This window comes from Streptococcus sp. HJ1 (assembly GCF_052399005.1).
Classification (GTDB): domain Bacteria; phylum Bacillota; class Bacilli; order Lactobacillales; family Streptococcaceae; genus Streptococcus.
Window position 1 is genome coordinate 1659795 of record NZ_CP199005.1, and the last position, 24939, is coordinate 1684733.

Below are 24939 nucleotides of genomic sequence, written 5' to 3' on the forward strand. Positions count from 1 at the left end.
TGCCTCCTTGATAAATTTATACGCTTTTATTATAGTCTTTTGAATTTATACTGTCTACTCAAAAAATCTCCTGGTGATAGGGTAACAGTTAAACCTGCATACATGAGCTCTGCACCCGAGTAAACAATGTTTGTCCCTTCCAGCTCATAAAGCCCTTCCACTTCTAAGTCTTTCAGTTTCAAGGTGGTTTCCATTGTTTCCACAACTGACAGGACTCGGACGTAGGTCACAATCGTTTGATTTCCATAGTTAAATTGCACAGCTGCTTCATTGGATTCAGCATCGGGATTGATTAACCTATACTGATTCCCCAACTGGACTACTGGTCGCAATTCTTTATACAAGTTCACCTGATTAGCAATCTCAGCCTTCTCTTCATCTGATAAACTTGTCAAATCAAGCTCATAGCCCAGATTTCCCATCATTGCCACATGACCACGAGTTTCCAATGGTGTCGTTCGTCCCATCTGATGATTTGGCACTGCTGACACATGAGCCCCCATAGAAATGGTTGGATAGAGATAGGATGAACCATATTGGATTGGTAAACGTGCAATAGCATCAGTATTATCACTAGCCCAGACTTGTGGGAAATAACGCATCATACCAAGATCATTTCGTCCACCACCACCTGAGCAGGACTCAAAGAGAATATGGCTATGCTTCTCTGTCAGATAAGAAACGAGTTCGTAAAGCCCCATCATGTACTGATGAGACTGCATCTGGGTTTCCAGATAAACTGAACCATTCCCCAGATTAGTGATATTGCGGTTCATATCCCATTTGATGTAGTCAATTTTATGATGAAAGAGGAGTTCATCTAAAACATTTTTCAAATATTCTACTACCTGAGGATTGGCAAGATTAAGTACTAATTGATTTCGAGAATAGGTATGCTCATAACCTGGAACCTGAATAGCCCAGTCAGGATGTTTGCGATACAAGTCGCTATCAACAGAAATCATCTCCGGTTCTAACCAAAGCCCAAACTGCAAACCTCTTTCATGGATCGCTGAAATCAGACTTTCTAGACTTCCACCCAGTTTTTTCTCATTCACAACCCAATCACCTAAAGCACGATTATCATCAAAGCGATTACCAAACCACCCATCATCTAATACAAAAAGTTCAATTCCAACTTTCTTAGCTTCATCAGCTAGTTCTAACAGTTTTTCTCTCTGAAAGTCAAAGTAGGTAGCTTCCCAGTTATTGATTAGAATTGGACGCTCTTTTTTAGAAAATTTACTTGGCATAATGTGCTTAAGTACAAAATTCTGACTTTCATGACTAATACCAGTTAATCCCTTATCTGAATAGGTCACTAAAGCTACCGGTGTTTCAAAATTTTCCTCAGGATCTAACTTCCAAGAAAAGTTTTCTGGATTAATGCCAATAGCCACCCGAACTTCATTCAGTTGATTCTTTTGGACAAAAGCTTCGAAGTTTCCACTATACATCAGTTGAATAGCAAACACATTCCCAGCATCCTCTGTAACTCCTTGATCACATAATATAAGAGCAGGTGTTTGAGCATGCCCAGAAGCTCCACGGTTCGAACTAATCGAAAAGATTCCTTGCTCTACCTGTTGACGTCGGACAGTCTTTTCACGAGCATAAGCTCCCTGCAGAGTTACTATTTCGTAAGCTGCAGCAGGAAAATCAGCCATAAAAGAAAATTCCTTATAAATGACAACTTCCTGATTGCTATTATTTTCCAATTTGCTGTAACTAGCAATTGTCGCATCATTATCAAAAGCTGTATAATACAAAGTCAGACTAAGTTGAGCCTTAGAATCTTTTAAAATCAAGGCAAGCGTCTCTGTAGCATCCATGCTGTGAGGAGAAGGTAAGCCCTGTGGACCATTCTGACCTTTTAAAATCTTTGCTTCTACAAATCGAAAGTCTGTTACTTCAGTTGCATCATGTTGAACCTGTAAAGTTGGTTTTCTAAAGTCACCCAAACCATGTTGTCCAAAAATCTGACGTTGCGTATCCAAACTAAAGGTTCGATTAGTAGCTATGGGATTACCAGAAAAAGCATGATCGCGTTCGTAAACACTATTAGCCCCTCTATAGTTCTTAATAGTCTTTCCTAAATGTTTTAATAATAAGAATCCATCCCTATTTTCAATAATCAAACTTAAACCTTTACTCTCAACGTAAAATAGATTATTCTCTATTCGAACTCCCATAAATTGTACCTCATCTATTTCTTGATAAAATTTTAGCACATAAAAGCGCTTTCTAAAATAGAGAAATGTCTACAAAGTATGGTAAAATGTTAGGTAGGAGGTGGCCCATGCTCGTTTTTTCAGAATACCAGACTGGAACAATTGATCTTTCTCTTAGCTTCTACGGTTATGAAGAATGCACGCCTAATTACTCTTTTGGTCCAGCTATTCGAGATACCTATGTACTACATTACATTACTAAAGGAAAAGGTCAATTCCATTATAAGGGGAAAATTGTTGATTTAAAGGCAGGAGATTTCTTTTTACTAAAACCAGATGAATTAACATTCTATCAAGCAGATAGCCAGGATCCTTGGGCTTACTACTGGTTGGGGATCACTGGAGGGAGGGCACCTGACTACTTTGCTCTATCTCAAATTTCTGACCAATCCTACCTCATCCAGTCAAATAACTGTCATACACAAACAACTGCAAAACTCATCTCAGATATTGTCTGCTTTGCTCAGATTACAAAATCTAATGAATTGGCTCAACTCCACATCATGGGACAACTCCATGAACTAATGTTTCATCTAGGAACGATTGCTCCCAATCAGAAAAAAGAGAATATTTCATCAACTCACCAGCTCTATCTTGACTGCAAACAATTAATTGATAGTCACTATCCACGATCGCTCACCATTCAAGATTTAGCAAAAGAGCTATCGGTTCATAGAAGTTACTTAACTAGTGTGTTTAAAGAATTTCACCAACTCTCTCCAAAAGAGTATTTACTTTTCGTTCGAATGAACCGTGCTCAACAGTTACTAGAACACACAAATGAAACGATCAAAGTCATTGCATATTCTGTAGGTTTTTCAGACCCACTACATTTCTCAAAAGCCTACAAACAGTTTTTTCATAAAACACCTAGTCAAACTCGAAAAGAATACTCTCACTCCCTCTTAGCTAGAAAGGAAAATCAATGAAATCACACCAACTAGTCTACCAAATATTAGCTAGAGAAAACGATTATGTTAGCGGAGAAAAAATCGGAGAAGAACTGAATTTAAGCCGTACATCCATATGGAAAGCGATCCAACGTCTTCAACAAGAAGGCCTAGAAATTGACAGTATCAAAAATAGAGGCTATAAGCTTATTCAAGGCGATCTGATATTGCCTGATTTGATTCAGGAGAACACCAACTTAACCATTCGCTACAAACCTGAGACCAAATCAACCCAAACAGATGCAAAAGAAGGGATTGAAGCTGGAAACAAAGGAAATACACTCTATCTTTCAACCTGTCAAACAGCAGGTCGTGGCCGCTTTCAGCGCCGCTACTATTCTCCATCTCAGGGGGGGATCTATATGTCCCTGCATGTTCAACCCAATCTTCCTTATGAAAAACTCCCTTCCTATACTCTCCTTGTAGCTGCTGCAGTCTACAAAGCCATTAAAAACCTAACTATGATAGAAGTAGATATCAAATGGGTAAATGACATCTACTTTAAAAATAAAAAGATAGCAGGTATCCTCACTGAAGCGATGACATCAGTTGAGACAGGCTTGGTTACAGACGTCATTATCGGACTTGGTATAAATTTTTCTATAGCAGACTTCCCAGAAGACCTAAAAGAAAAAGCAGGCAGCCTATTTATGCCACCTGCACCAATTAGTCGTAATGAGCTCATCAGCGAAATATGGAATTGTTTCTACAATACGGATTCAGATGAGCTACTTTATATCTATAAAGAAAGATCAATCGTTCTTGGAAAAGAAGTTACTTTCCAGCTAGACGGAAAATTTGAGAAAGGTCTTGCAAAAGAAATCTCAGAATCCGGCCAACTACAAGTCGAATTTGAAGATAAACATACTATCTGGCTAAATAGCGGAGAAATATCACTAACGGGTTGGTAATAAACAAATCCCCCTTTTAATGATTTAGAAGGGGGATTTACATACAAAAAAAGAGCCTAACAGCTCTCTTAACGTACGGAGAATGGGGGATTCGAACCCCCGCGCCGGTTACCCGACCTAACGATTTAGCAAACCGTCCTCTTCAGCCTCTTGAGTAATTCTCCTATTAATGGGCACGAGTGGACTCGAACCACCGACCTCACGCTTATCAGGCGTGCGCTCTAACCACCTGAGCTACGCGCCCAAGTTCAAAAACTTGGTATGAACTTTCGTTCAAAGCGGGTGACGAGAATCGAACTCGCGACAACAGCTTGGAAGGCTGTAGTTTTACCACTAAACTACACCCGCTTAATAAAATAAAATATGGCGCGAGACGGAATCGAACCGCCGACACATGGAGCTTCAATCCATTGCTCTACCAACTGAGCTACCGAGCCAAATTGCGGGAGCAGGATTTGAACCTACGACCTTCGGGTTATGAGCCCGACGAGCTACCGAGCTGCTCCATCCCGCGTTAATATAAAAAGGAGGATGTGGGATTCGAACCCACGCACGCTTTTACACGCCTGACGGTTTTCAAGACCGTTCCCTTCAGCCGGACTTGGGTAATCCTCCATTATTTACAATGGACCTTGTAGGACTTGAACCTACGACCACTCGGTTATGAGCCGAGAGCTCTAACCAGCTGAGCTAAAGGTCCAACAAGATCAATATAGCGGCGAAGGGGATCGAACCCCCGACCTCCCGGGTATGAACCGGACGCTCTAGCCAGCTGAGCTACACCGCCATGAATCGGGAAGACAGGATTCGAACCTGCGACACCTTGGTCCCAAACCAAGTACTCTACCAAGCTGAGCTACTTCCCGCGTTAAATAAAAAAATGCACCCTAGAGGAGTCGAACCTCTAACCGCCTGATTCGTAGTCAGGTACTCTATCCAGTTGAGCTAAGGGTGCCCATCATTATATGCCGAGGACCGGAATCGAACCGGTACGATCGTTACCAATCGCAGGATTTTAAGTCCTGTGCGTCTGCCAGTTCCGCCACCCCGGCCTCTCTAAGCGAACGACGGGATTCGAACCCGCGACCCCCACCTTGGCAAGGTGGTGTTCTACCACTGAACTACGTTCGCATCGACCTCTTATTCTATATAAAAAAATGCCGGCTACATGACTTGAACACGCGACCCTCTGATTACAAATCAGATGCTCTACCAACTGAGCTAAGCCGGCTGATTTCTATTATGCGGGTTAAGGGACTTGAACCCCCACGCCGTTAAGCGCCAGATCCTAAATCTGGTGCGTCTGCCAATTCCGCCAAACCCGCAAATATGACCCGTACTGGGCTCGAACCAGTGACCCATTGATTAAAAGTCAATTGCTCTACCAACTGAGCTAACGAGTCTAAAATAACTTCCGTTATCTTAAACGGTCCCGACGGGAATCGAACCCGCGATCTTCGCCGTGACAGGGCGACGTGATAACCGCTACACTACGGGACCTATGGGAGTTAACGGGATCGAACCGCTGACCCTCTGCTTGTAAGGCAGATGCTCTCCCAGCTGAGCTAAACTCCCTCGAGCTAAGCGACTTCCATATCTCACAGGGGGCAACCCCCAACTACTTCCGGCGTTCTAGGGCTTAACTACTGTGTTCGGCATGGGTACAGGTGTATCTCCTAGGCTATCGTCACTTAACTCTGAGTAATACCTACTCAAAATTGAATATCTATCAAATACCAAGAAAACCGTCCACTTTCATATTCTCAGTTACTTTGGATAAGTCCTCGAGCTATTAGTATTAGTCCGCTACATGTGTCGCCACACTTCCACTTCTAACCTATCTACCTGATCATCTCTCAGGGCTCTTACTGATATAAAATCATGGGAAATCTCATCTTGAGGTGGGTTTCACACTTAGATGCTTTCAGCGTTTATCCCTTCCCTACATAGCTACCCAGCGATGCCTTTGGCAAGACAACTGGTACACCAGCGGTAAGTCCACTCTGGTCCTCTCGTACTAGGAGCAGATCCTCTCAAATTTCCTACGCCCGCGACGGATAGGGACCGAACTGTCTCACGACGTTCTGAACCCAGCTCGCGTGCCGCTTTAATGGGCGAACAGCCCAACCCTTGGGACCGACTACAGCCCCAGGATGCGACGAGCCGACATCGAGGTGCCAAACCTCCCCGTCGATGTGAACTCTTGGGGGAGATAAGCCTGTTATCCCCAGGGTAGCTTTTATCCGTTGAGCGATGGCCCTTCCATACGGAACCACCGGATCACTAAGCCCGACTTTCGTCCCTGCTCGAGTTGTAGCTCTCGCAGTCAAGCTCCCTTATACCTTTACACTCTGCGAATGATTTCCAACCATTCTGAGGGAACCTTTGGGCGCCTCCGTTACCTTTTAGGAGGCGACCGCCCCAGTCAAACTGCCCGTCAGACACTGTCTCCGATAGGGATAACCTATCCGGGTTAGAGTGGCCATAACACAAGGGTAGTATCCCAACAACGTCTCCTTCGAAACTGGCGTCCCGATCTCTTAGACTCCTACCTATCCTGTACATGTGGTACAGACACTCAATATCAAACTGCAGTAAAGCTCCATGGGGTCTTTCCGTCCTGTCGCGGGTAACCTGCATCTTCACAGGTACTAAAATTTCACCGAGTCTCTCGTTGAGACAGTGCCCAAATCATTACGCCTTTCGTGCGGGTCGGAACTTACCCGACAAGGAATTTCGCTACCTTAGGACCGTTATAGTTACGGCCGCCGTTTACTGGGGCTTCAATTCATACCTTCGGATTACTCCTAAGCACTCCTCTTAACCTTCCAGCACCGGGCAGGCGTCACCCCCTATACATCATCTTACGATTTAGCAGAGAGCTGTGTTTTTGATAAACAGTTGCTTGGGCCTATTCACTGCGGCTGACCTAAAGTCAGCACCCCTTCTCCCGAAGTTACGGGGTCATTTTGCCGAGTTCCTTAACGAGAGTTCTCTCGCTCACCTGAGGCTACTCGCCTCGACTACCTGTGTCGGTTTGCGGTACGGGTAGAGTATGTTTAAACGCTAGAAGCTTTTCTTGGCAGTGTGACGTCACTAACTTCGCTACTAAACTTCGCTCCCCATCACAGCTCAATGTTATAGAATTAAGCATTTGACTCAATTCACACCTCACTGCTTAGACAGACACTTCCATTCGTCTGCTTTAGTTAGCCTACTGCGTCCCTCCATCACTACATACTCTAGTACAGGAATATCAACCTGTTGTCCATCGGATACACCTTTCGGTCTCTCCTTAGGTCCCGACTAACCCAGGGCGGACGAGCCTTCCCCTGGAAACCTTAGTCTTACGGTGGACAGGATTCTCACCTGTCTTTCGCTACTCATACCGGCATTCTCACTTCTATGCGTTCCAGCACTCCTCACGGTATACCTTCTTCACACATAGAACGCTCTCCTACCATACCTATAAAGGTATCCACAGCTTCGGTAAATTGTTTTAGCCCCGGTACATTTTCGGCGCAGGGTCACTCGACTAGTGAGCTATTACGCACTCTTTGAATGAATAGCTGCTTCTAAGCTAACATCCTAGTTGTCTGTGCAACCCCACATCCTTTTCCACTTAACAATTATTTTGGGACCTTAGCTGGTGGTCTGGGCTGTTTCCCTTTCGACTACGGATCTTAGCACTCGCAGTCTGACTGCCGACCATAATTCATTGGCATTCGGAGTTTATCTGAGATTGGTAATCCGGGATGGACCCCTCACCCAAACAGTGCTCTACCTCCAAGAATCTTTATGTCGACGCTAGCCCTAAAGCTATTTCGGAGAGAACCAGCTATCTCCAAGTTCGTTTGGAATTTCTCCGCTACCCACAAGTCATCCAAGCACTTTTCAACGTGCCCTGGTTCGGTCCTCCAGTGCGTCTTACCGCACCTTCAACCTGCTCATGGGTAGGTCACATGGTTTCGGGTCTACGACATGATACTAAAGCGCCCTATTCAGACTCGGTTTCCCTGCGGCTCCGTCTCTTCAACTTAACCTCGCATCATATCGTAACTCGCCGGTTCATTCTACAAAAGGCACGCTCTCACCCATTAACGGGCTCGAACTTGTTGTAGGCACACGGTTTCAGGTTCTATTTCACTCCCCTCCCGGGGTGCTTTTCACCTTTCCCTCACGGTACTGGTTCACTATCGGTCACTAGGGAGTATTTAGGGTTGGGAGATGGTCCTCCCAGATTCCGACGGGATTTCACGTGTCCCGCCGTACTCAGGATACTGCTAGGTACAAAGACTATTTTAAATACGAGGCTATTACTCTCTTTGGCTGATCTTCCCAAATCATTCTTCTATAATCTTTGAGTCCACATTGCAGTCCTACAACCCCGAAGAGTAAACTCTTCGGTTTGCCCTCCTGCCGTTTCGCTCGCCGCTACTAAGGCAATCGCTTTTGCTTTCTCTTCCTGCAGCTACTTAGATGTTTCAGTTCACTGCGTCTTCCTCCTCACATCCTTAACAGATGCGGGTAACAGGTAGTACCTGTTGGGTTCCCCCATTCGGAAATCCCTGGATCATCGCTTACTTACAGCTACCCAAGGCATATCGTCGTTTGTCACGTCCTTCTTCGGCTCCTAGTGCCAAGGCATCCACCGTGCGCCCTTATTAACTTAACCTTATTTTTTGACCTTTCAGTCATAAACTCTTTTAATACTACAGCGTTTCGGTTTATTTTCTTGTTACTATTTGATATAGATATTCAATTTTCAATGTGCATTACTTGGTGATCTCTCACCAATGGAGCCTAGCGGGATCGAACCGCTGACCTCCTGCGTGCAAAGCAGGCGCTCTCCCAGCTGAGCTAAGGCCCCACAAGACCTCTCAAGACTAAACAAGACCAATGTGCAGTTCCTTATCCTTAGAAAGGAGGTGATCCAGCCGCACCTTCCGATACGGCTACCTTGTTACGACTTCACCCCAATCATCTATCCCACCTTAGGCGGCTGGCTCCTAAATGGTTACCTCACCGACTTCGGGTGTTACAAACTCTCGTGGTGTGACGGGCGGTGTGTACAAGGCCCGGGAACGTATTCACCGCGGCGTGCTGATCCGCGATTACTAGCGATTCCGACTTCATGTAGGCGAGTTGCAGCCTACAATCCGAACTGAGACTGGCTTTAAGAGATTAGCTTGCCGTCACCGGCTTGCGACTCGTTGTACCAGCCATTGTAGCACGTGTGTAGCCCAGGTCATAAGGGGCATGATGATTTGACGTCATCCCCACCTTCCTCCGGTTTATTACCGGCAGTCTCGCTAGAGTGCCCAACTGAATGATGGCAACTAACAATAGGGGTTGCGCTCGTTGCGGGACTTAACCCAACATCTCACGACACGAGCTGACGACAACCATGCACCACCTGTCACCTCTGTCCCGAAGGAAAGCTCTATCTCTAGAGCGGTCAGAGGGATGTCAAGACCTGGTAAGGTTCTTCGCGTTGCTTCGAATTAAACCACATGCTCCACCGCTTGTGCGGGCCCCCGTCAATTCCTTTGAGTTTCAACCTTGCGGTCGTACTCCCCAGGCGGAGTGCTTAATGCGTTAGCTGCGGCACTAAACCCCGGAAAGGGTCTAACACCTAGCACTCATCGTTTACGGCGTGGACTACCAGGGTATCTAATCCTGTTTGCTCCCCACGCTTTCGAGCCTCAGCGTCAGTTACAAGCCAGAGAGCCGCTTTCGCCACCGGTGTTCCTCCATATATCTACGCATTTCACCGCTACACATGGAATTCCACTCTCCCCTCTTGCACTCAAGTTAAACAGTTTCCAAAGCGTACTATGGTTAAGCCACAGCCTTTAACTTCAGACTTATCTAACCGCCTGCGCTCGCTTTACGCCCAATAAATCCGGACAACGCTCGGGACCTACGTATTACCGCGGCTGCTGGCACGTAGTTAGCCGTCCCTTTCTGGTAAGATACCGTCACAGTGTGAACTTTCCACTCTCACACTCGTTCTTCTCTTACAACAGAGCTTTACGATCCGAAAACCTTCTTCACTCACGCGGCGTTGCTCGGTCAGACTTCCGTCCATTGCCGAAGATTCCCTACTGCTGCCTCCCGTAGGAGTCTGGGCCGTGTCTCAGTCCCAGTGTGGCCGATCACCCTCTCAGGTCGGCTATGTATCGTTGCCTTGGTGAGCCGTTACCTCACCAACTAGCTAATACAACGCAGGTCCATCTGGTAGTGATGCAATTGCACCTTTTAAGCAAATGTCATGCGACATCTACTCTTATGCGGTATTAGCTATCGTTTCCAATAGTTATCCCCCGCTACCAGGCAGGTTACCTACGCGTTACTCACCCGTTCGCAACTCATCCGCTCGGTGCAAGCACCAAGCTTCAGCGTTCTACTTGCATGTATTAGGCACGCCGCCAGCGTTCGTCCTGAGCCAGGATCAAACTCTCATTAAAAGTTTGAGTTCTCACTCATTTCTGTCACTGACAGATTTATTGTTTTTTCATTGTTCAGTACTATAACCTCAGTTATAGTGCCCTGCACATTGGTTCGTCTTGTTCAGTTTTCAAAGGTCTTTGTCACTCATTCTCTCAAGCGACAACTATATTAGTATATCACAGCTACCTGTCTCTGTCAACAGATTTTTAAAACTTTTTTCAAGTTTTTTTAGCCACAATACACCATAGTCCGTACGGGATTCGAACCCGTGTTACCGCCGTGAAAAGGCGGTGTCTTAACCCCTTGACCAACGGACCTTGAGCTTTTCAACTCTTTCTATTATACCTACTTTTTTACCTTTGTCAAGGACTTTTTTCAGTGAATTTAATTTTTTCTTTTCTTCACTAACTTAACCACTGCTTCTGTCCGTGCAGTGTGGGGAAACATATCGACCGACTGGATATACTGGAGGTCATAGACTTTTACTAGTTTAACCAAATCTCGCGCTAAGGTCGAAACATTGCAGGATACATAGACCATTTTCTCTGGAGCATAGGTCAGAATGGTATCCAACAGCTTATCATCTAAGCCTGTACGAGGAGGATCGACTATCAAGGCATTTGCTCGGTAGCCTTCTTGATACCAGCGGGGAATAATCTCTTCAGCTGTTCCCGCTTCGTAATGGGTATTGTCAAACCCCATTCTCTGAGCATTTCGCTTGGCATCTTCAATGGCTTCTGGAATAATATCCATTCCTCTGAGACTCTTGACCTTACTTGCGAAGGCAAATCCAATCGTCCCAACACCGCAGTAGGCATCAATCAGATGGTCTTTTTTGCTGACATCCAGAGCCTTAACTGCTTCACTATAGAGAATTTCTGTCTGCTCCGGATTAAGTTGATAAAAAGCTCGGGGCGAGAGAGAAAACTCATAGTCGAGTACTCCTTCTTGAATGCTCTCTTGGCCCCAGATAATTTCCGTCTTTTCACCATAGATTTCACTTGTTTTTGCTGTATTTGTATTGACAGCAACCGTGACGACTTCTGGAAAATCATTGACTAAGTCTTTGACCAGTTGATTTAAATTAAGCTGGCGATTTGTGACAATGATAATCTGAACTTGCCCCGTTTTTCTTGCTCTGCGTACCATGATGGTGCGAACGCCTAGCGTTTTTCTCTCATCGGTGATGGGGATTTGGTGGTAAGTAAGAAGTTCAGCTAGGCGATTCGCAATCACTTGGGTTTCCTTATCTTGCACCAAACAGTCTTTCAACTCTACGAGATAATGAGAGTTTTGCGCATACAAACCTGCCTTGACCTGATTTTTAAATTTCCGAGTCTGAAATTGAAGCTTAGCACGGTAGTACTTTGGTTCCTGCATTCCGATAGTTGGACGGATTTCATAGTTTTCATATCCTGCAGGAGCAAATTTTTTCAGGGCTTGATGGAGCAGATCCGTTTTGAACTCTAACTGTTTATCGTAGTGGAGGTGCATGATTTGGCAACCACCACATTCATTATAAATCGTACAAGCTGGCACGACTCGAAATTTAGACTTCTTATTAACCTTTAGTAATTTGGCTTCAACAAAGTTACGTTTAATAGAAGTAATCTGACAATAGATATCTTCTCCTTTGAGGGCGCCTGGCACAAAAACGAGGGTTTTCTGATAGAAACCGATTCCCTCACCATTGATGCCCATCCGCTTGATTTTTAAAGGTATTTTTTGTTTGACTTTCAGATTCATACCCCTATCTTATCACATTTTAAGGTATAATAGAACTATGAAAATCACAAAACTTGAAAAGAAAAAACGCCTCTACTTGATGGAACTAGATGGACAGCAAACCTCTTATATCACGGAAGATACCATTGTCCGTTTTATGCTATCTCGAGATAAGGTCATTAGTAAAGAGGAACTTACCGAGATTCAGGACTTTGCCCAGTTCTCTTATGGTAAAAATCTCGCCCTCTACCATCTATCATTTAAAGCTCGAACCGAAAAGGAAGTTCGTGAGTATCTGAAAAAGTATGATCTTGATGAAAAAATCACTAGTCAAGTTATCGCTAATCTTAAAGAAGATAACTGGATTAATGATCGTCAGTATGTCTACTCTATTATCAACGCAAATCAACTTTCTGGAGATAAGGGACCCTATGTGCTAGCTCAAAAACTGTCTCAAAAAGGGATTGTCAAATCAACTATTGAAGATGTTTTAAAGGATTTTGATTTTTCAGAGGTTGCTCAACGTGTGGCGGAGAAACTTCTTAAAAAATACAATGGAAAACTTCCCGCTCGTGCCTTGCAGGATAAAATTATTCAAAACTTGACGAACAAAGGCTTCTCCTATTCTGATGCTAAAATTGCTTTTGATGACTTGGATAGTCAAGTTGACCAAGAAACGACTCAAGAGCTCATTTTTAATGAACTGGATAAACAGTATTCTAATTATGCTCGAAAGTATGAAGGATACGAACTTAAACAACGTTTAACCCAAGTTTTAGCTCGAAAAGGCTATGATTTTTCGGATATAGCCAGCGCTCTCAGAGAATATCTTTAGTATTTTCGTGTAAAATTCAAAAAAATTAGACCAATTTATGATATAATAGTAGACGATAAACTTATAAATTGTAGAAAGTTGGTTAGTTATGAAACTTCCAAAAGAAGGCGACTTTATTACAATTCAAAGTTATAAGCATGATGGGAGTCTCCACCGTACTTGGCGGGACACCATGGTACTAAAAACAACAGAGAACGCCATTATCGGCGTCAACGACCACACACTTGTTACCGAAAGTGACGGTCGTCGTTGGGTGACTCGAGAACCGGCTATTGTTTACTTTCACAAAAAATATTGGTTTAATATTATTGCCATGATTCGTGATAATGGGATTTCCTACTATTGCAATATGGCAAGTCCTTACTATCTAGATGAGGAAGCCCTGAAATACATTGATTATGATTTGGATGTCAAGGTCTTTACTGATGGTGAAAAGCGTCTCTTGGACGTTGAAGAGTATGAGCGCCATAAACGCAAAATGAAGTATTCTGATGATTTAGACTATATTTTGAAAGAACATGTTAAAATCCTTGTTGATTGGATCAACAATGGACGCGGTCCTTTCTCAGAGGCCTATGTCAACATTTGGTACAAACGCTACATAGAACTAAAGAATCGGTAAAGTTGTCAAACCGGGGTGAGAGCCCTGGTTTTTTATTTGAAAAACCCAGCCTAGAAGCTGGGTTAATTGCTATATATCTAATTTAGTGACAGTAAACTTGATATGGGAATAATCTTTTTCAACATCCTTATCTAACAGGAAAGCCGTGGCATCCTTCTTAACCTGAACAAGATCAATGTTCTGGGCTTGAGCTGCATAGACGCATCCACAATAGCATTGACGATAGATATCATACTCCTCACACATCTCCACTGAACGTTTGTAGCCTTGATTTTTCTTGAAATCACTTGGAAGATAGTGGGTTGTGTAAATCTTTTGCACATCAATTCCGATGCTGTTGATGGTTTGAGAATTCTTATGGGGACTGATGGTCAAAGCTGAACCAAAGTAGTCAAAGCCCAAGTCCATAGCTACCTGTGCTGTTTTGTCCAAACGGTAGTCAAAACAAACCTTGCAACGGTCACCACCTTCGGGTTCTTCTTCTAGTCCTCTAACTAACTTCCGGTATTCATTGGGTTCATATGGGGCTTCTAAATACTGGACCGTATTTCCTGTTCGCTCATTGAAATCACTGACAAATTTCTTGGTGACGTAAGCTCGCTTGTGGTATTCTGCCTTGGGATGGATGTTAGAATTGGCAAAATAGATGGTCACATCCGCGTACTTGGTCAGATACTCTAGGGTGTAGGTACTACAAGGAGCACAGCAAACATGCATGAGAATAGTTGGCCGTTGCTCATTTTTTTCCCAAACCTGAACCATTTTTTGCATGACACGGTCATAATTAATCTTCTGATTGGGATTCATCTTGCTCAGAATTTCTTCTACATCGATCATGTTCTTCTCCTTTTTCTAGTCTTATTTTATCATATAAGTTAGGAGAGCTCAAATCAATTTTAGAAGAGAAAACCATAAAAGGAGGGATTATGTTCCCTCCTTTTGTGGTTTTTATAAGTTGCTTTTACATCATCCCGCCCATCATGCTTGGATCCATTGCTGGAGCTGGGGCTACTGGTTCTGGTTTATTGGCTACGACTGCTTCTGTTGTCAAAATCAAGCTGGCTACAGATGCTGCATTTTGAAGGGCTGAACGGCTCACTTTCACTGGGTCAATGATTCCTTCTTCAATCATGTTGACCCATTCGCCAGTTGCTGCGTTGAAGCCTGTACCAACTTCAGCATTCTTCAAGCGGTCAATAACAATAGAACCTTCGAATCCCGCATTGTGAGCGATTTGACGAACAGGTTCTTCCAAGGCACGGAGAACAATATTGCGTCCTGTCGCTTCATCTCCTGTCAATTCCAAATCAGCTACGGCTGGAATGACATTGGCAAGAGCTGTTCCACCACCTGCAACGATTCCTTCTTCAACGGCTGCACGAGTAGCGTTGAGGGCATCTTCAATGCGGAGTTTCATTTCTTTCAACTCAGTTTCAGTTGCAGCACCGACCTTGATGACTGCGACACCACCTGACAATTTAGCCAAGCGTTCTTGGAGTTTTTCACGGTCGAATTCAGAAGTTGTGGTTTCGATTTGTGACTTGATAACCGCAACACGGTGTGAAATGGCTTCAGGATTGCCAGCACCTTCTACGATAACCGTGCTGTCTTTGTCCACAGTCACTCTAGCGGCTTGACCTAGCGCCTCAATCGTCGCGTCTTTCAACTCAAGACCAAGGTCTTCTGTGATGACGGTTCCGCCTGTCAAGATAGCGATGTCTTCTAACATAGCCTTACGACGGTCACCAAAGCCAGGAGCTTTGACAGCAACGACATTGAAAGTTCCACGAATCTTGTTCAAAACAAGGGTTGGAAGAGCTTCGCCATCCACATCATCTGCAACAATCAAGAGTGGGCGATTGCTTTGGAGAATGCTTTCTAGCAATGGCAAGATTTCTTGAATATTGGAAATCTTCTTATCAGTAATCAAAATGTATGGATTTTCAAGGTCCGCCACCATCTTTTCGCTATCTGTTACCATGTACTGTGAAAGGTAACCGCGGTCAAACTGCATTCCTTCTACGACTTCAAGTTCTGTTTCCATACCACGTGACTCTTCAATGGTGATAACACCGTCTTTACCAACTTTTTCCATAGCTTCAGAGATGTATTCGCCGACTTTTTCAGAACGAGAAGATACAGCGGCAACCTGAGCGATGGCTTCTTTATTGGCAACAGGGATGGCATTGTTTTTCAAGGCTTCTACAGCTGCGGCAACCGCTGCTTCAATCCCCCGGCGGATACCGATTGGATTAGCACCTGCTGTGACGTTTTTGATTCCTTCGCGGACGATTGCTTGAGTCAAGACTGTTGCAGTTGTCGTTCCGTCACCTGCGATATCATTGGTTTTTGAAGCTACTTCTGATACCAATTTGGCACCCATATTTTCAAAATGGTCTTCCAACTCGATTTCTTTGGCAATGGTCACCCCGTCATTGGTAATCAATGGTGAGCCAAATGATTTTTCCAACACAACATTACGACCTTTTGGTCCCAAGGTTACTTTGACAGTGTCTGCAAGGATATCGACACCACGGACCATAGCTGAACGAGCATCAGATGAAAATTTAATTTCTTTTGACATACTTACTTTCTCCTTCTATTCTTCAATGATAGCCAAGATGTTAGCTTCGCCAACGATGATGTACTTCTCATCGCCATCTTTGATATCAATACCAGCGTGGGCTTCAACTAAGACACGGTCTCCAGCCTTAACGCTTGGAGCAACCAAGTCACCGTTCAAGGTACGAACCCCTTGTCCAGTAGCTACAACTTGGGCTGTTTTTGTTTTTTCTTGGGCTGAGCCCGCAAGGACAAAGCCTCCAACAGTTTGTTCTTTTTCTTCGATTTTCAAGACCACACGGTCTCCTAATGGTTTCAACATCTGTTTTCCTCCATGATAAACTACATATTATTAGCACTCTTTATATATGAGTGCTAATTCATAGTTCTATTGTATCACTTGGTCAGAAATAGTCAAGAAAAAAGTCTGACTTTAGCAAGATAAAAAGCCTGAGACCAACTCAGACTTTTCAATGTTTATACTCAATGAAAATCAAAGAGCAAACTAGGAAGCTAGCCGCAGGTTGCTCAAAGCACTGCTTTGAGGTTGTAGATAAGATTGACCAAGTCAGTTACCTATACCCACGGCAAGGTGAAACTGACGTGATTTGAAGAGATTTTCGAAGAGTATTAAAATGGCAATTCCTCCTCTTCCAAGACCAAATCTGCCAAATCCTGTCCAGCGTTATTTTCACGCATAGCACGTTGGGCGCGGCTTTCCAAAAGTTGGAATCCTGTGGCAAGGACTTCAGTCACATAGTTCATCTGGCCATTTTTCTCAAAGCGACGGGTACGAAGTTCTCCATCCACAGAGATAAGACTACCTTTAGTTGCGTAGCTTGCCAAGGTTTCAGCCAATTTTCCCCAAAGAACCAAATTGACAAAATCAGCTTCACGTTCCCCATTTTGGTCTTTGTAACGACGGTTCACAGCGATAGTTGCACGCGCTACTGACTTGTCATTGTTGGTTTTGTGCAATTCTGGTGTAGACGTTAAACGTCCAATAAGAATAACTTTATTATACATATTTTCTTCCTCCTACTTATCTATTCGTAAGGAATCAAAAAAAGTTACAAAAATTTGTAACTTTTCGAGAAAATTTTTTATTTTTTATGCACCATGAAACCTGTCGCCTGTTGATTGGCCATAATGGCCATATCTGTAATCTGCATACGACGAGGCTGACTGGTCACATAGACCACTGTATCTGCAATATCCTGAGCTTGCAGGGCCTCAATTCCCTGATAGACGGTTGCAGCACGCTCTTTGTCACCGTGGAAACGAACTGTAGAGAAATCTGTTTCGACAATCCCTGGCTGAATGGTGGTCACCTTGATATTCGTTGCGATGGTATCAATTCGCAAACCATCTGAAAAAGTCTTGACAGCAGCCTTGGTGGCTGAGTAAACAGCTGCCCCAGCATAGGCATAGATTCCTGCGGTCGATCCCATATTGATAATATGACCTTGATTGGCTGCTACCATAGAAGGCAAGAAACAGCGAGTGACTGCCATCAACCCCTTGACATTGGTATCCAACATGGTCAACATGTCCAACTCTTCATAGTCTTGATAGGGAGCCAAGCCAAGAGCTAGTCCAGCGTTATTGACCAAGATATCAATCTGACCTATCGTTTCTAGAATATCGGAACAGACAGTCTTGACCATGGTCATATCCGTCACATCTAATGAAAAGGTCCAAACTGTTTGATTTGGAAAAGTTTCTGCAAACTCTGACTTGAGGGCCTCTAGTCTGTCTGTCCGTCGCCCTGTTAGAACGACATTCTCCCCCTGCTCTAGATAAGCACGCGCAATCGCTTCACCGATTCCTGAGGTCGCTCCTGTAATCACTACATTTTTCGCCATCTTATCCCCCTCTATCTGGTCTATCAAATACCGACAATTTCCTAGGCAGTCCAGTGTTTGGCTGGGTCAAATGGAGTTCCGACAACTTGGTCTTCTGATAATTCAATAACACCACGTTTTTGCGGAGCATTTGGCAGATGCAATTCACGAGGGCTACACATCATGCCAAAACTCTTTTCACCACGAAGTTCGCCTGGGAAAATGAGATTGCCTTTTGGCATCATCGCTCCAGGAAGAGCTACAATGGTTTTCAGCCCAACACGCGCATTAGGTGCTCCTGCAACGATTTGCACTGTCTTGTCACTTGCGACTGCAACTTGGCAGATGTTGAGGTGATCACTATCAGGATGAGCTACCATCTCGACAATTTCACCAACAACAAACTTAGGTTCCTTGTCATTGACAATCTCTTCTGCAAAGCCTTCCGCCTGCAATTCTTGGTTCAAACGAGCGACTTGCTCATCTGTCAAAAAAACTTGGCCGCGCTCTGCAATTTCAAAGAAACTTGAAACTTCGAAAATATTCCAAGCTACTGTTTCTCCATTTTCTTTGAGGAAAACTCGGGCACCCTTGCCTTTGCGCTCCACATCCAGTTTAGCATCTCCGCTATTTTTAACGATGACCATAAGTACATCGCCAACATGTTCTTTGTTATATGTAAAAATCATTCTTTCCTTTTTCTCCTATTTCAGTCCTGCTAAAAAGTCGTTAATTTGTTGCTTGCTTTTACGGTCACGGTTGACAAAACGGCCGATTTCCTTGTCCTTTTCTAGCACAACAAGGCTAGGAATGCCATACACATCCCAGAGTTTGGCCAGATCCAGATACTGGTCCCGGTCCACTCGAATAAAGGTGAACTCTGGATTGGTCTCCTCAATCTCTGGCAAGGCTGGATAGATATAACGACAATCGCCACACCAGTCCGCCACAAAAAGGAAGACCTTCTTGCCATCTTGCTCGACAAAACCTGCAAACTCTTCTATACTATTGGGAGTAATCATAAGGCTTCCTCCTCATAGACTAGGTCTTCATTTTCATAGACAAAGGTATAGTGACGACCATCCTCGAAAATGACTCCTCCGACAAGTCGCTCAAGGCTACTTTCGTAGACTTGAACATAGAGAGTCGCAATCTCACCCATATCTGAGAAAAGTTCGCGCACGATAGCGGTCAACTCTTCTTGCGTCTTCATCAGTTTGTGGTTATCTGCTGCTTTTTTGGCACCCAAAGCGAGGGCACTTAGACCAGCCACAGTCAAGCCAGTCATCCATAATTTCTTAGCTTTCATACCATTCATTGTAACACAAAAAGGGCTCTAGGACAAATAGGGAAGCCGCAGAAAAGTAAGTAAAAAGCCCCTTCCTTAAAGGAAAAGGACTTCTTATACTCAAAGAGCAAACTAGGAAACTAGCCGCAGGTTGCTCAAAACAGTGTTTTGAGGTTGTGGATAGAACTGACGAAGTCAGTAACCATACCTACGGTAAGGCAATGCTGATGTGGTTTGAAGAGATTTTCGAAGAGTATTATTCTTATTGCCAGGCACCTGAGTTGCCAACGTAGTAGCCATCTGGTGTGTAAGTATTGCGAAGCATCTTACCTGATGAAGCTAGATAATACCACTTACCATTGTCTTTGACCCAATCATTCGCAATCATGGCACCAGAAGAACTTACATAATACCATTCTCCCTTGTCAAAAATCCAAGTGCTTGCTTTCATAGAGCCTGAAGTTGATAAATAGTACCACTTGCCTTGGTCGTAAAGCCAATCACTAGCAATCATAGCTCCTGATGATTTAAAGACATACCAGTTGCCACCTTGATAGAGCCAAGTTTGATTAAACATAATCCCTTTATCATTCATAAAGTACCAAGTTCCATTGTCTTTAACCCAAGCATTTTGAACTAGTTGGCCTTGTTTTTGATAGTACCAATTTTGGTCTGATTTTAGCCAGCTTTCTGCTTTTACAATCGGATAAAGTTCTCGGAAGGCTCCTCCCCCCTTGTAGGAATGACTGATAGATTCTGGTTTTGTAAGTTTTAACTCACCATTGTCATGGTCTTTCCAAGCATAAACTTTTTGACCATTGATAGTCTCTGGTAAGGTAGCAGTGTAGGTCTTGGTTTGATAGTCCCATTTTGTATCAAGGTAGGTGTAATGGTCTTTTGATTCTTCAATACGGTAGTAGCCACTTTTCTCACCATTATATACATCATCTACCACTTTAGAGGACCAGGTCTTTACTTCATTTCCACTCTTGGCCTCGACCTTGATATCTCCTCTATAGCCATAAGGTACGTAGAAATTCAGGTAACGCCCCTCTGTACCGACCATAGACTTGTCCTTTTCTTGGCCTAGGAAATTGACTGTCTGATCTTGACCATTGAGACTGACCATCCACTCGATTTTCTCAGTTTTTGGCAAATCCAAGACTTTGATATCTACTTCATGGCCATTATTAAATCGAAGAATTTTGCCATCTTGATACTTAACCCCACCCTTAATAACCCATTCTTCTTGCAATTCGAATGCTTTTCCTGAATGAGGGAAAGCCAGTAAAGCTAAACCTGTTAGAGACAAACAAAATAGTGTGATTTTTTTCATTGTATATCCTCCTTAGGAATTATTATATTAATTATATCACTATCTATTTTTTTTGCAAATCTTATCCTAAATATGCTAGAAGAAACCTCTGAGATTATTCTCAGAAATTAGAAGATAACTAGTTACTATTTTCAACTGCTGCAGTGACAAAGGCTGTGTAGAGTTCCTCTGGACGGTTTGGACGGCTGGAAAGTTCAGGGTGATACTGACACGCCACAAAGAATTTATTTTCAGGTAGCTCCACAATTTCTACCAAACGATTATCTGGAGAAACTCCTGAGAAGACAAAACCTGCTGCCTCAAACTGTCCACGAAAGGCGTTGTTAAACTCATAACGGTGACGGTGACGGCGTTGCACCACTTCTTGATTGTGATAAGCAGCTGCTGCCTTAGAGCCACGTTTTAACTTAGATGGATAAAGTCCCAAGCGAAGGGTTCCTCCCATATCCTCAACATCAACCTGATCACGCATGATATCAATGATAGAATATTTTGTTTCTGGTGCAAGTTCAGCAGAATTGGCACCTTCAAGACCCAAAACGTGACGAGCAAACTCGATACAAGTCAACTGCATTCCCAAGCAGACTCCCAACATTGGAACATCATTTTCACGCGCATAACGGATGGCTTGAATTTTCCCTTCCGTACCACGTTGACCGAAACCGCCTGGTACGATGATTCCGTCCGCATCCGACAAGAGTTCTGCTACATTCTCTGCTGTCACATCATTGGCATTGATCCAATTAATCTTCACTTCTGCGTCGTTGGCATACCCAGAGTGTTTCAAGGCTTCAACCACAGAGATGTAGGCATCTTGCAACTCCACATACTTACCGACAAGGGAAATCTTGACATGTTTTTTCAGGTTCATGACCTTATCCACCATTGCTGACCACTCTGTCATATCTGCTGCTGGTGCATCTAGTTTCAAATGGTCACAAACAATTTGGTCCATACCTTGTGCCTGCAAGTTCAATGGAATTTGGTAAAGGTGTTCAACATCCAAAGACTCGATAACAGCTTCTGGTGCCACATCACAGAACTGAGCTAGTTTATTTTTAATTCCCTGACCAGCTGGTTTCTCGGTACGGATGACCAACATATTTGGTTGGATTCCCAAACCACGCAATTCTTTTACAGAGTGTTGAGTTGGCTTGGTCTTCATTTCACCAGCAGCCTTGAGATAAGGAAGCAAGGTTGTATGGATGTACATGACATTATCTGCACCCACATCTGCCTTCATCTGACGAAGGGCCTCTAGGAATGGCAAGGACTCGATATCTCCAACGGTTCCACCGACCTCTGTGATAATAACATCAGAGTCAGTCGTTACAGCGGCACGCTTGATTTTTTCTTTCAAAGCATCTGTGATATGAGGAATGACTTGAACAGTTGCCCCAAGGTACTCGCCACGGCGTTCCTTACGAAGAACTTCACTGTAGATTTTACCAGTTGTCACGTTGGAATATTTGTTGAGATTGATATCGATGAAACGTTCATAGTGACCCAAGTCCAAATCGGCCTCAGCCCCATCATCAGTCACAAAGACTTCCCCGTGCTGGTAAGGACTCATGGTTCCCGGATCGATATTGATATAAGGGTCAAACTTCTGAATAGTCACTTTGAGACCACGATTTTTCAAGAGACGACCCAGACTTGCTGCCACAATCCCTTTCCCAATAGACGATACCACACCACCAGTTACAAAAATATATTTCGTAGACATAGATTCCTCTTTCTAAAATGCTCAAGGCCTTGTTAACTACGAGGGGACATAGAAAACAAGACCCTTATGGATAACGAATTTTCAAGAAAACTTCCTGAAAAAACAAAAATAGCTCCCTAGTAACTAGGGAGCCCCGACCTCTAAAAGAGGTGCCCGAACAATATAATACCTCAAAGCAGATCATTTGTCAACCCGAATTGGTAAAAGATGAAAAAAGGAGATTGTTTTCAGAAAAAACTAAAGATCCGCATTCAAACGGGCAACACGCTCAAGGAACAAAAAAGGAGATCAGGCGATCTCCTCTGTGAAGTCTTTTACTCTTCTTCACTCGTTTCAGCGTCATCGTCAGAAAACTCGTCGTCTTCTTCGTTGAGATCCACATCTTCACCCAAGTCATCAGGAGCGATTTCGTTGATTTCTGCATCGTAAGCTTCCACTTCATTTTTCTCATCATCTGGATTTTCATCATCATATGAAAGAGCTGGATCAGCTTCGTACGCGTCCTCGTCTTCTGGATCATCTGCATTGTAGTCAATGGCATCTGAATCACCATCCATGAAGGCATTGACACGCTGCTTCTTAGCTTTTGGTGCTACTTCATCGTCGTCACTTTCTTCAAGAGCGATGATTTCTTCGTCGATTTCGTCCACACCATACCATGAACGAAGACCCCATTTGTTGTCTCCAAGAGAGATGAAGCTACCGTCAAAGTTCAACTCTGTGTAGAACAAAGGCAAGGCTTCGCGGATATCGCTGTTTGATGTTCCAAGATAGTTTTGAATTTCGTTTACAAGATCGCTAAAATGCATCTCATGATCGCGACCACGAAGTTCCAAGATAGCACGCGCTACCTCAATCATAGATAGTTCACTTTTTTCTTGCCCAGCAAATACTTCTAATTCCAAAGCGTTTCTCCTCATTTATACTACTATCGCCAGAGCAAACAGACTCTGACCTCATTTTATCATGTACTCTTTATTGTACGATAATTTTGCGGAATAGTCAAAGGTTAAGAAAAAATAAAGATGAAATATTTCAGCTAATTGAAAGACCTGTGTAACATGACCACAGGTATATTGATTTATTTATAACTCAAGGCTGCAACTCCAATACCAACCACAAACTGCAAGAGGATTCCTACAGAGATAAAGGATTATTTGTTGCATCAAATCAAGTAAAAAGATCATTTCAGGTCCTGCCAGTAACTTCGTTTTCTTTCCTTTATTTCATTTTCCCTAGAATAGTGAAAAATCCTTCTCTTGTTAATGAGTTTCATAAGAAAAAGGCTGGAGAATCCAACCTTCTCTATTTATTCAGCTAAGAGTACTTCTTTGATGGTTTGCTTTTGGAGTTTTCTGTTGGATAGATAAAAGAGACTTTCATAAACCACAGCAAAACCGATCAAAGTCCAGAAGCAAACATTCCCATCAAAGTGATGCTCAATCTTTTCAGGAACCGTATCTTTGATCACACCAATCAAGATTTCCACGATAGCGTACTGATAAGCCGTCCCAAGAACAAATCCTAGATAGGCCCAGAAACGATAGGGAGATAAGATATGACCTTGGCATTCACGATCTGTGTAGCCAAAAGCCTTCATAAGAGCCAGGGTTTCGCGACTTTCTGAGACGACAATCCCCAATGACAAAAAGAGAATAGAGAAAGAAAGGATCAAGCCAATCATGATCATCATGGTTTGGATGATATCATCTGTGTAGTCCCTTAGACCAAAGGACAATTGAACCATGGCCGCAAAACACATAGAGCCAAAGACTACAAAAAACAGGATCGATTTTCTCCCCCAAATCAGCGACGAAGACAGCTCTTTTAGGAAGGATTTTTCTTTCTTAGGAGCACTTTTTTCCCTTTTGACCTTAATCGGTGTTGGGGATTTTTTCAATAGGTGAAGGGCCGGCGTTTGTAGTTGTCTTCTAGCATAGCCAATCGCAAGAACCATAAAGAAAGTCGCTGGCAGTATCACTAAAGCGATCAAGAGCTGCCAGTGAAAATGAATGGTAATTTCTGGCAAAATCCTCTTCTCATTGCGAAAGTCATAAAAATGTCCCATCATTAGAAAAGAAGCTAAATAGCCAAGAAGCGCTCCAACTCCAAAACTGAGTCCAAAAGCCCAAAATCGTTTAGCCAACTGGCCATTGCTATAGCCTAAAGCCTTTAAAATCCCTAATTGTTCCTTGTGATCATCGACAAATTGTTTGATATAAAAGCACATGAGAAGGATCGACGTCAAGGACAAGACAACCCCACTGACCATGGCCACCATCCAGGAAAGTGAAACCTGGGCATCATAATAGGCCGTAATCATCGGATTGGTTTTAGAAATCTCCAACTGCTCGATATCAAGATAAAAATTCAAAAAGAGATTGGCCACAAAAACCGCACAGGCTCCAATGATACTGACGACAACTAATTTTCGAATATCTTTTACTGAAAACATG

18 protein-coding genes, 19 tRNA genes and 3 rRNA genes are annotated in these 24939 nt (G+C 43.5%); 4 read left to right on the forward strand and 36 right to left on the reverse strand.

Translation table 11 applies throughout. The features are described 5' to 3' along the window. Positions 1–29: 29 nt before the first annotated feature. Positions 30–2192: an alpha-galactosidase gene (locus ACT17O_RS08415; protein ID WP_049479600.1), complete on the reverse strand. Its 2163-nt coding sequence runs from the start codon at positions 2190–2192 to the stop codon at positions 30–32. 107 nt (positions 2193–2299) lie between these two features. Between ACT17O_RS08415 and ACT17O_RS08420 the strand changes: the two genes are divergently transcribed. After that, positions 2300–3160, forward strand: coding sequence for an AraC family transcriptional regulator (locus ACT17O_RS08420; RefSeq protein WP_049478407.1), 861 nt, complete (start codon positions 2300–2302; stop codon positions 3158–3160). Beyond that, entirely contained in the window at positions 3157–4092 is a 936-nt protein-coding gene (gene birA / locus ACT17O_RS08425) for a bifunctional biotin--[acetyl-CoA-carboxylase] ligase/biotin operon repressor BirA (protein ID WP_049501568.1), read from the forward strand. The genes ACT17O_RS08420 and birA overlap by 4 nt, the downstream gene beginning before the upstream one ends. A gap of 76 nt (positions 4093–4168) precedes the next feature. Here the strand turns inward: birA and ACT17O_RS08430 are convergent. The 23 genes from ACT17O_RS08430 to rlmD form a co-directional block, all read right to left on the reverse strand. After that, positions 4169–4256 (reverse strand) — tRNA-Ser (locus tag ACT17O_RS08430). A gap of 6 nt (positions 4257–4262) precedes the next feature. Next, a tRNA-Ile gene (locus tag ACT17O_RS08435) sits at positions 4263–4336 on the reverse strand. Positions 4337–4369: 33 nt separating this feature from the next. Further along, positions 4370–4440, reverse strand: a tRNA-Gly gene (locus ACT17O_RS08440). A 16-nt stretch (positions 4441–4456) separates the two neighbouring features. Then, positions 4457–4529, reverse strand: a tRNA-Phe gene (locus ACT17O_RS08445). Positions 4530–4532: 3 nt separating this feature from the next. Continuing rightward, positions 4533–4606: transfer RNA gene (locus ACT17O_RS08450), tRNA-Met, on the reverse strand. 11 nt (positions 4607–4617) lie between these two features. Continuing rightward, positions 4618–4707: transfer RNA gene (locus ACT17O_RS08455), tRNA-Ser, on the reverse strand. Between the two features lie 11 nt (positions 4708–4718). Further along, positions 4719–4792: transfer RNA gene (locus ACT17O_RS08460), tRNA-Ile, on the reverse strand. Between the two features lie 13 nt (positions 4793–4805). Next, a tRNA-Met gene (locus tag ACT17O_RS08465) sits at positions 4806–4879 on the reverse strand. 5 nt (positions 4880–4884) lie between these two features. Next, a tRNA-Pro gene (locus ACT17O_RS08470) sits at positions 4885–4958 on the reverse strand. 15 nt (positions 4959–4973) lie between these two features. Further along, positions 4974–5047, reverse strand: a tRNA-Arg gene (locus ACT17O_RS08475). An 11-nt stretch (positions 5048–5058) separates the two neighbouring features. Then, positions 5059–5144: transfer RNA gene (locus ACT17O_RS08480), tRNA-Leu, on the reverse strand. A 7-nt stretch (positions 5145–5151) separates the two neighbouring features. Further along, positions 5152–5223: transfer RNA gene (locus ACT17O_RS08485), tRNA-Gly, on the reverse strand. Between the two features lie 27 nt (positions 5224–5250). After that, positions 5251–5323: transfer RNA gene (locus ACT17O_RS08490), tRNA-Thr, on the reverse strand. Positions 5324–5335: 12 nt separating this feature from the next. Beyond that, positions 5336–5417, reverse strand: a tRNA-Leu gene (locus ACT17O_RS08495). Positions 5418–5422: 5 nt separating this feature from the next. Continuing rightward, positions 5423–5495 (reverse strand) — tRNA-Lys (locus tag ACT17O_RS08500). Between the two features lie 24 nt (positions 5496–5519). Continuing rightward, a tRNA-Asp gene (locus ACT17O_RS08505) sits at positions 5520–5592 on the reverse strand. Between the two features lie 2 nt (positions 5593–5594). Next, a tRNA-Val gene (locus ACT17O_RS08510) sits at positions 5595–5667 on the reverse strand. A gap of 4 nt (positions 5668–5671) precedes the next feature. Then, positions 5672–5787: ribosomal RNA gene (gene rrf / locus ACT17O_RS08515) — 5S ribosomal RNA — on the reverse strand. Between the two features lie 77 nt (positions 5788–5864). Then, positions 5865–8767 (reverse strand): 23S ribosomal RNA (locus ACT17O_RS08520). A gap of 122 nt (positions 8768–8889) precedes the next feature. Then, a tRNA-Ala gene (locus tag ACT17O_RS08525) sits at positions 8890–8962 on the reverse strand. A gap of 51 nt (positions 8963–9013) precedes the next feature. Beyond that, positions 9014–10562: ribosomal RNA gene (locus ACT17O_RS08530) — 16S ribosomal RNA — on the reverse strand. Together the 16S, 23S and 5S rRNA genes with 19 tRNA genes alongside form the textbook arrangement of a ribosomal RNA operon. Positions 10563–10790: 228 nt before the next feature. After that, positions 10791–10862, reverse strand: a tRNA-Glu gene (locus ACT17O_RS08535). Between the two features lie 67 nt (positions 10863–10929). Further along, complete coding sequence (rlmD, locus tag ACT17O_RS08540; RefSeq protein WP_444817420.1) at positions 10930–12291, reverse strand: 23S rRNA (uracil(1939)-C(5))-methyltransferase RlmD; 1362 nt, start codon at positions 12289–12291, stop codon at positions 10930–10932. 37 nt (positions 12292–12328) lie between these two features. Here rlmD and recX point away from each other — a divergent pair, with 37 nt between their 5' ends. Together recX and ntdP are read left to right on the forward strand one after the other, a co-directional pair. Next, positions 12329–13105, forward strand: coding sequence for a recombination regulator RecX (gene recX, locus ACT17O_RS08545; RefSeq protein WP_434397968.1), 777 nt, complete (start codon positions 12329–12331; stop codon positions 13103–13105). A gap of 88 nt (positions 13106–13193) precedes the next feature. After that, positions 13194–13727, forward strand: a complete 534-nt coding sequence (ntdP, locus tag ACT17O_RS08550) for a nucleoside tri-diphosphate phosphatase (RefSeq protein ID WP_000775318.1) — start codon at positions 13194–13196, stop codon at positions 13725–13727. A 69-nt stretch (positions 13728–13796) separates the two neighbouring features. Here the strand turns inward: ntdP and ACT17O_RS08555 are convergent, their stop codons facing one another. The 12 genes from ACT17O_RS08555 to ACT17O_RS08610 all read right to left on the reverse strand — a co-directional run bounded on the left by ACT17O_RS08555 (position 13797) and on the right by ACT17O_RS08610 (position 24938). Beyond that, on the reverse strand, positions 13797–14564 hold the full coding sequence (locus ACT17O_RS08555) for an epoxyqueuosine reductase QueH (protein ID WP_000567567.1): 768 nt from the start codon (positions 14562–14564) through the stop codon (positions 13797–13799). Between the two features lie 124 nt (positions 14565–14688). Continuing rightward, positions 14689–16311 (reverse strand): chaperonin GroEL, encoded by a 1623-nt coding sequence (gene groL, locus ACT17O_RS08560; RefSeq protein ID WP_434397971.1) that lies wholly within the window; start codon positions 16309–16311, stop codon positions 14689–14691. A 15-nt stretch (positions 16312–16326) separates the two neighbouring features. After that, positions 16327–16611 (reverse strand): co-chaperone GroES, encoded by a 285-nt coding sequence (groES, locus tag ACT17O_RS08565; RefSeq protein WP_000917319.1) that lies wholly within the window; start codon positions 16609–16611, stop codon positions 16327–16329. A 308-nt stretch (positions 16612–16919) separates the two neighbouring features. Beyond that, complete coding sequence (locus tag ACT17O_RS08570) at positions 16920–17315, reverse strand: single-stranded DNA-binding protein (protein ID WP_000282436.1); 396 nt, start codon at positions 17313–17315, stop codon at positions 16920–16922. Positions 17316–17392: 77 nt separating this feature from the next. Further along, positions 17393–18154, reverse strand: a complete 762-nt coding sequence (locus ACT17O_RS08575; RefSeq protein WP_434397974.1) for an SDR family NAD(P)-dependent oxidoreductase — start codon at positions 18152–18154, stop codon at positions 17393–17395. A gap of 41 nt (positions 18155–18195) precedes the next feature. Then, positions 18196–18822, reverse strand: coding sequence for a YtpR family tRNA-binding protein (ytpR, locus tag ACT17O_RS08580; RefSeq protein ID WP_434397976.1), 627 nt, complete (start codon positions 18820–18822; stop codon positions 18196–18198). Between the two features lie 15 nt (positions 18823–18837). Then, positions 18838–19155, reverse strand: a complete 318-nt coding sequence (locus ACT17O_RS08585) for a thioredoxin family protein (RefSeq protein WP_434397978.1) — start codon at positions 19153–19155, stop codon at positions 18838–18840. Next, entirely contained in the window at positions 19152–19451 is a 300-nt protein-coding gene (locus ACT17O_RS08590; RefSeq protein WP_002879788.1) for a DUF4651 domain-containing protein, read from the reverse strand. The genes ACT17O_RS08585 and ACT17O_RS08590 overlap by 4 nt, the downstream gene beginning before the upstream one ends. A 232-nt stretch (positions 19452–19683) precedes the next feature. Continuing rightward, positions 19684–20757, reverse strand: a complete 1074-nt coding sequence (locus ACT17O_RS08595; RefSeq protein ID WP_162285018.1) for an N-acetylmuramoyl-L-alanine amidase family protein — start codon at positions 20755–20757, stop codon at positions 19684–19686. A 118-nt stretch (positions 20758–20875) separates the two neighbouring features. After that, the gene (locus ACT17O_RS08600; protein WP_084880111.1) at positions 20876–22483 is read right to left on the reverse strand and encodes a CTP synthase; all 1608 of its coding nucleotides are present in this window, start codon (positions 22481–22483) and stop codon (positions 20876–20878) included. A gap of 314 nt (positions 22484–22797) precedes the next feature. Further along, positions 22798–23388, reverse strand: coding sequence for a DNA-directed RNA polymerase subunit delta (gene rpoE / locus ACT17O_RS08605; RefSeq protein WP_000418420.1), 591 nt, complete (start codon positions 23386–23388; stop codon positions 22798–22800). Between the two features lie 404 nt (positions 23389–23792). Then, positions 23793–24938 carry an FtsX-like permease family protein gene (locus ACT17O_RS08610; protein WP_434397983.1) on the reverse strand — a complete coding sequence of 382 codons (1146 nt, stop codon included), beginning with the start codon at positions 24936–24938 and terminating at the stop codon, positions 23793–23795. Position 24939 lies beyond the last annotated feature (1 nt).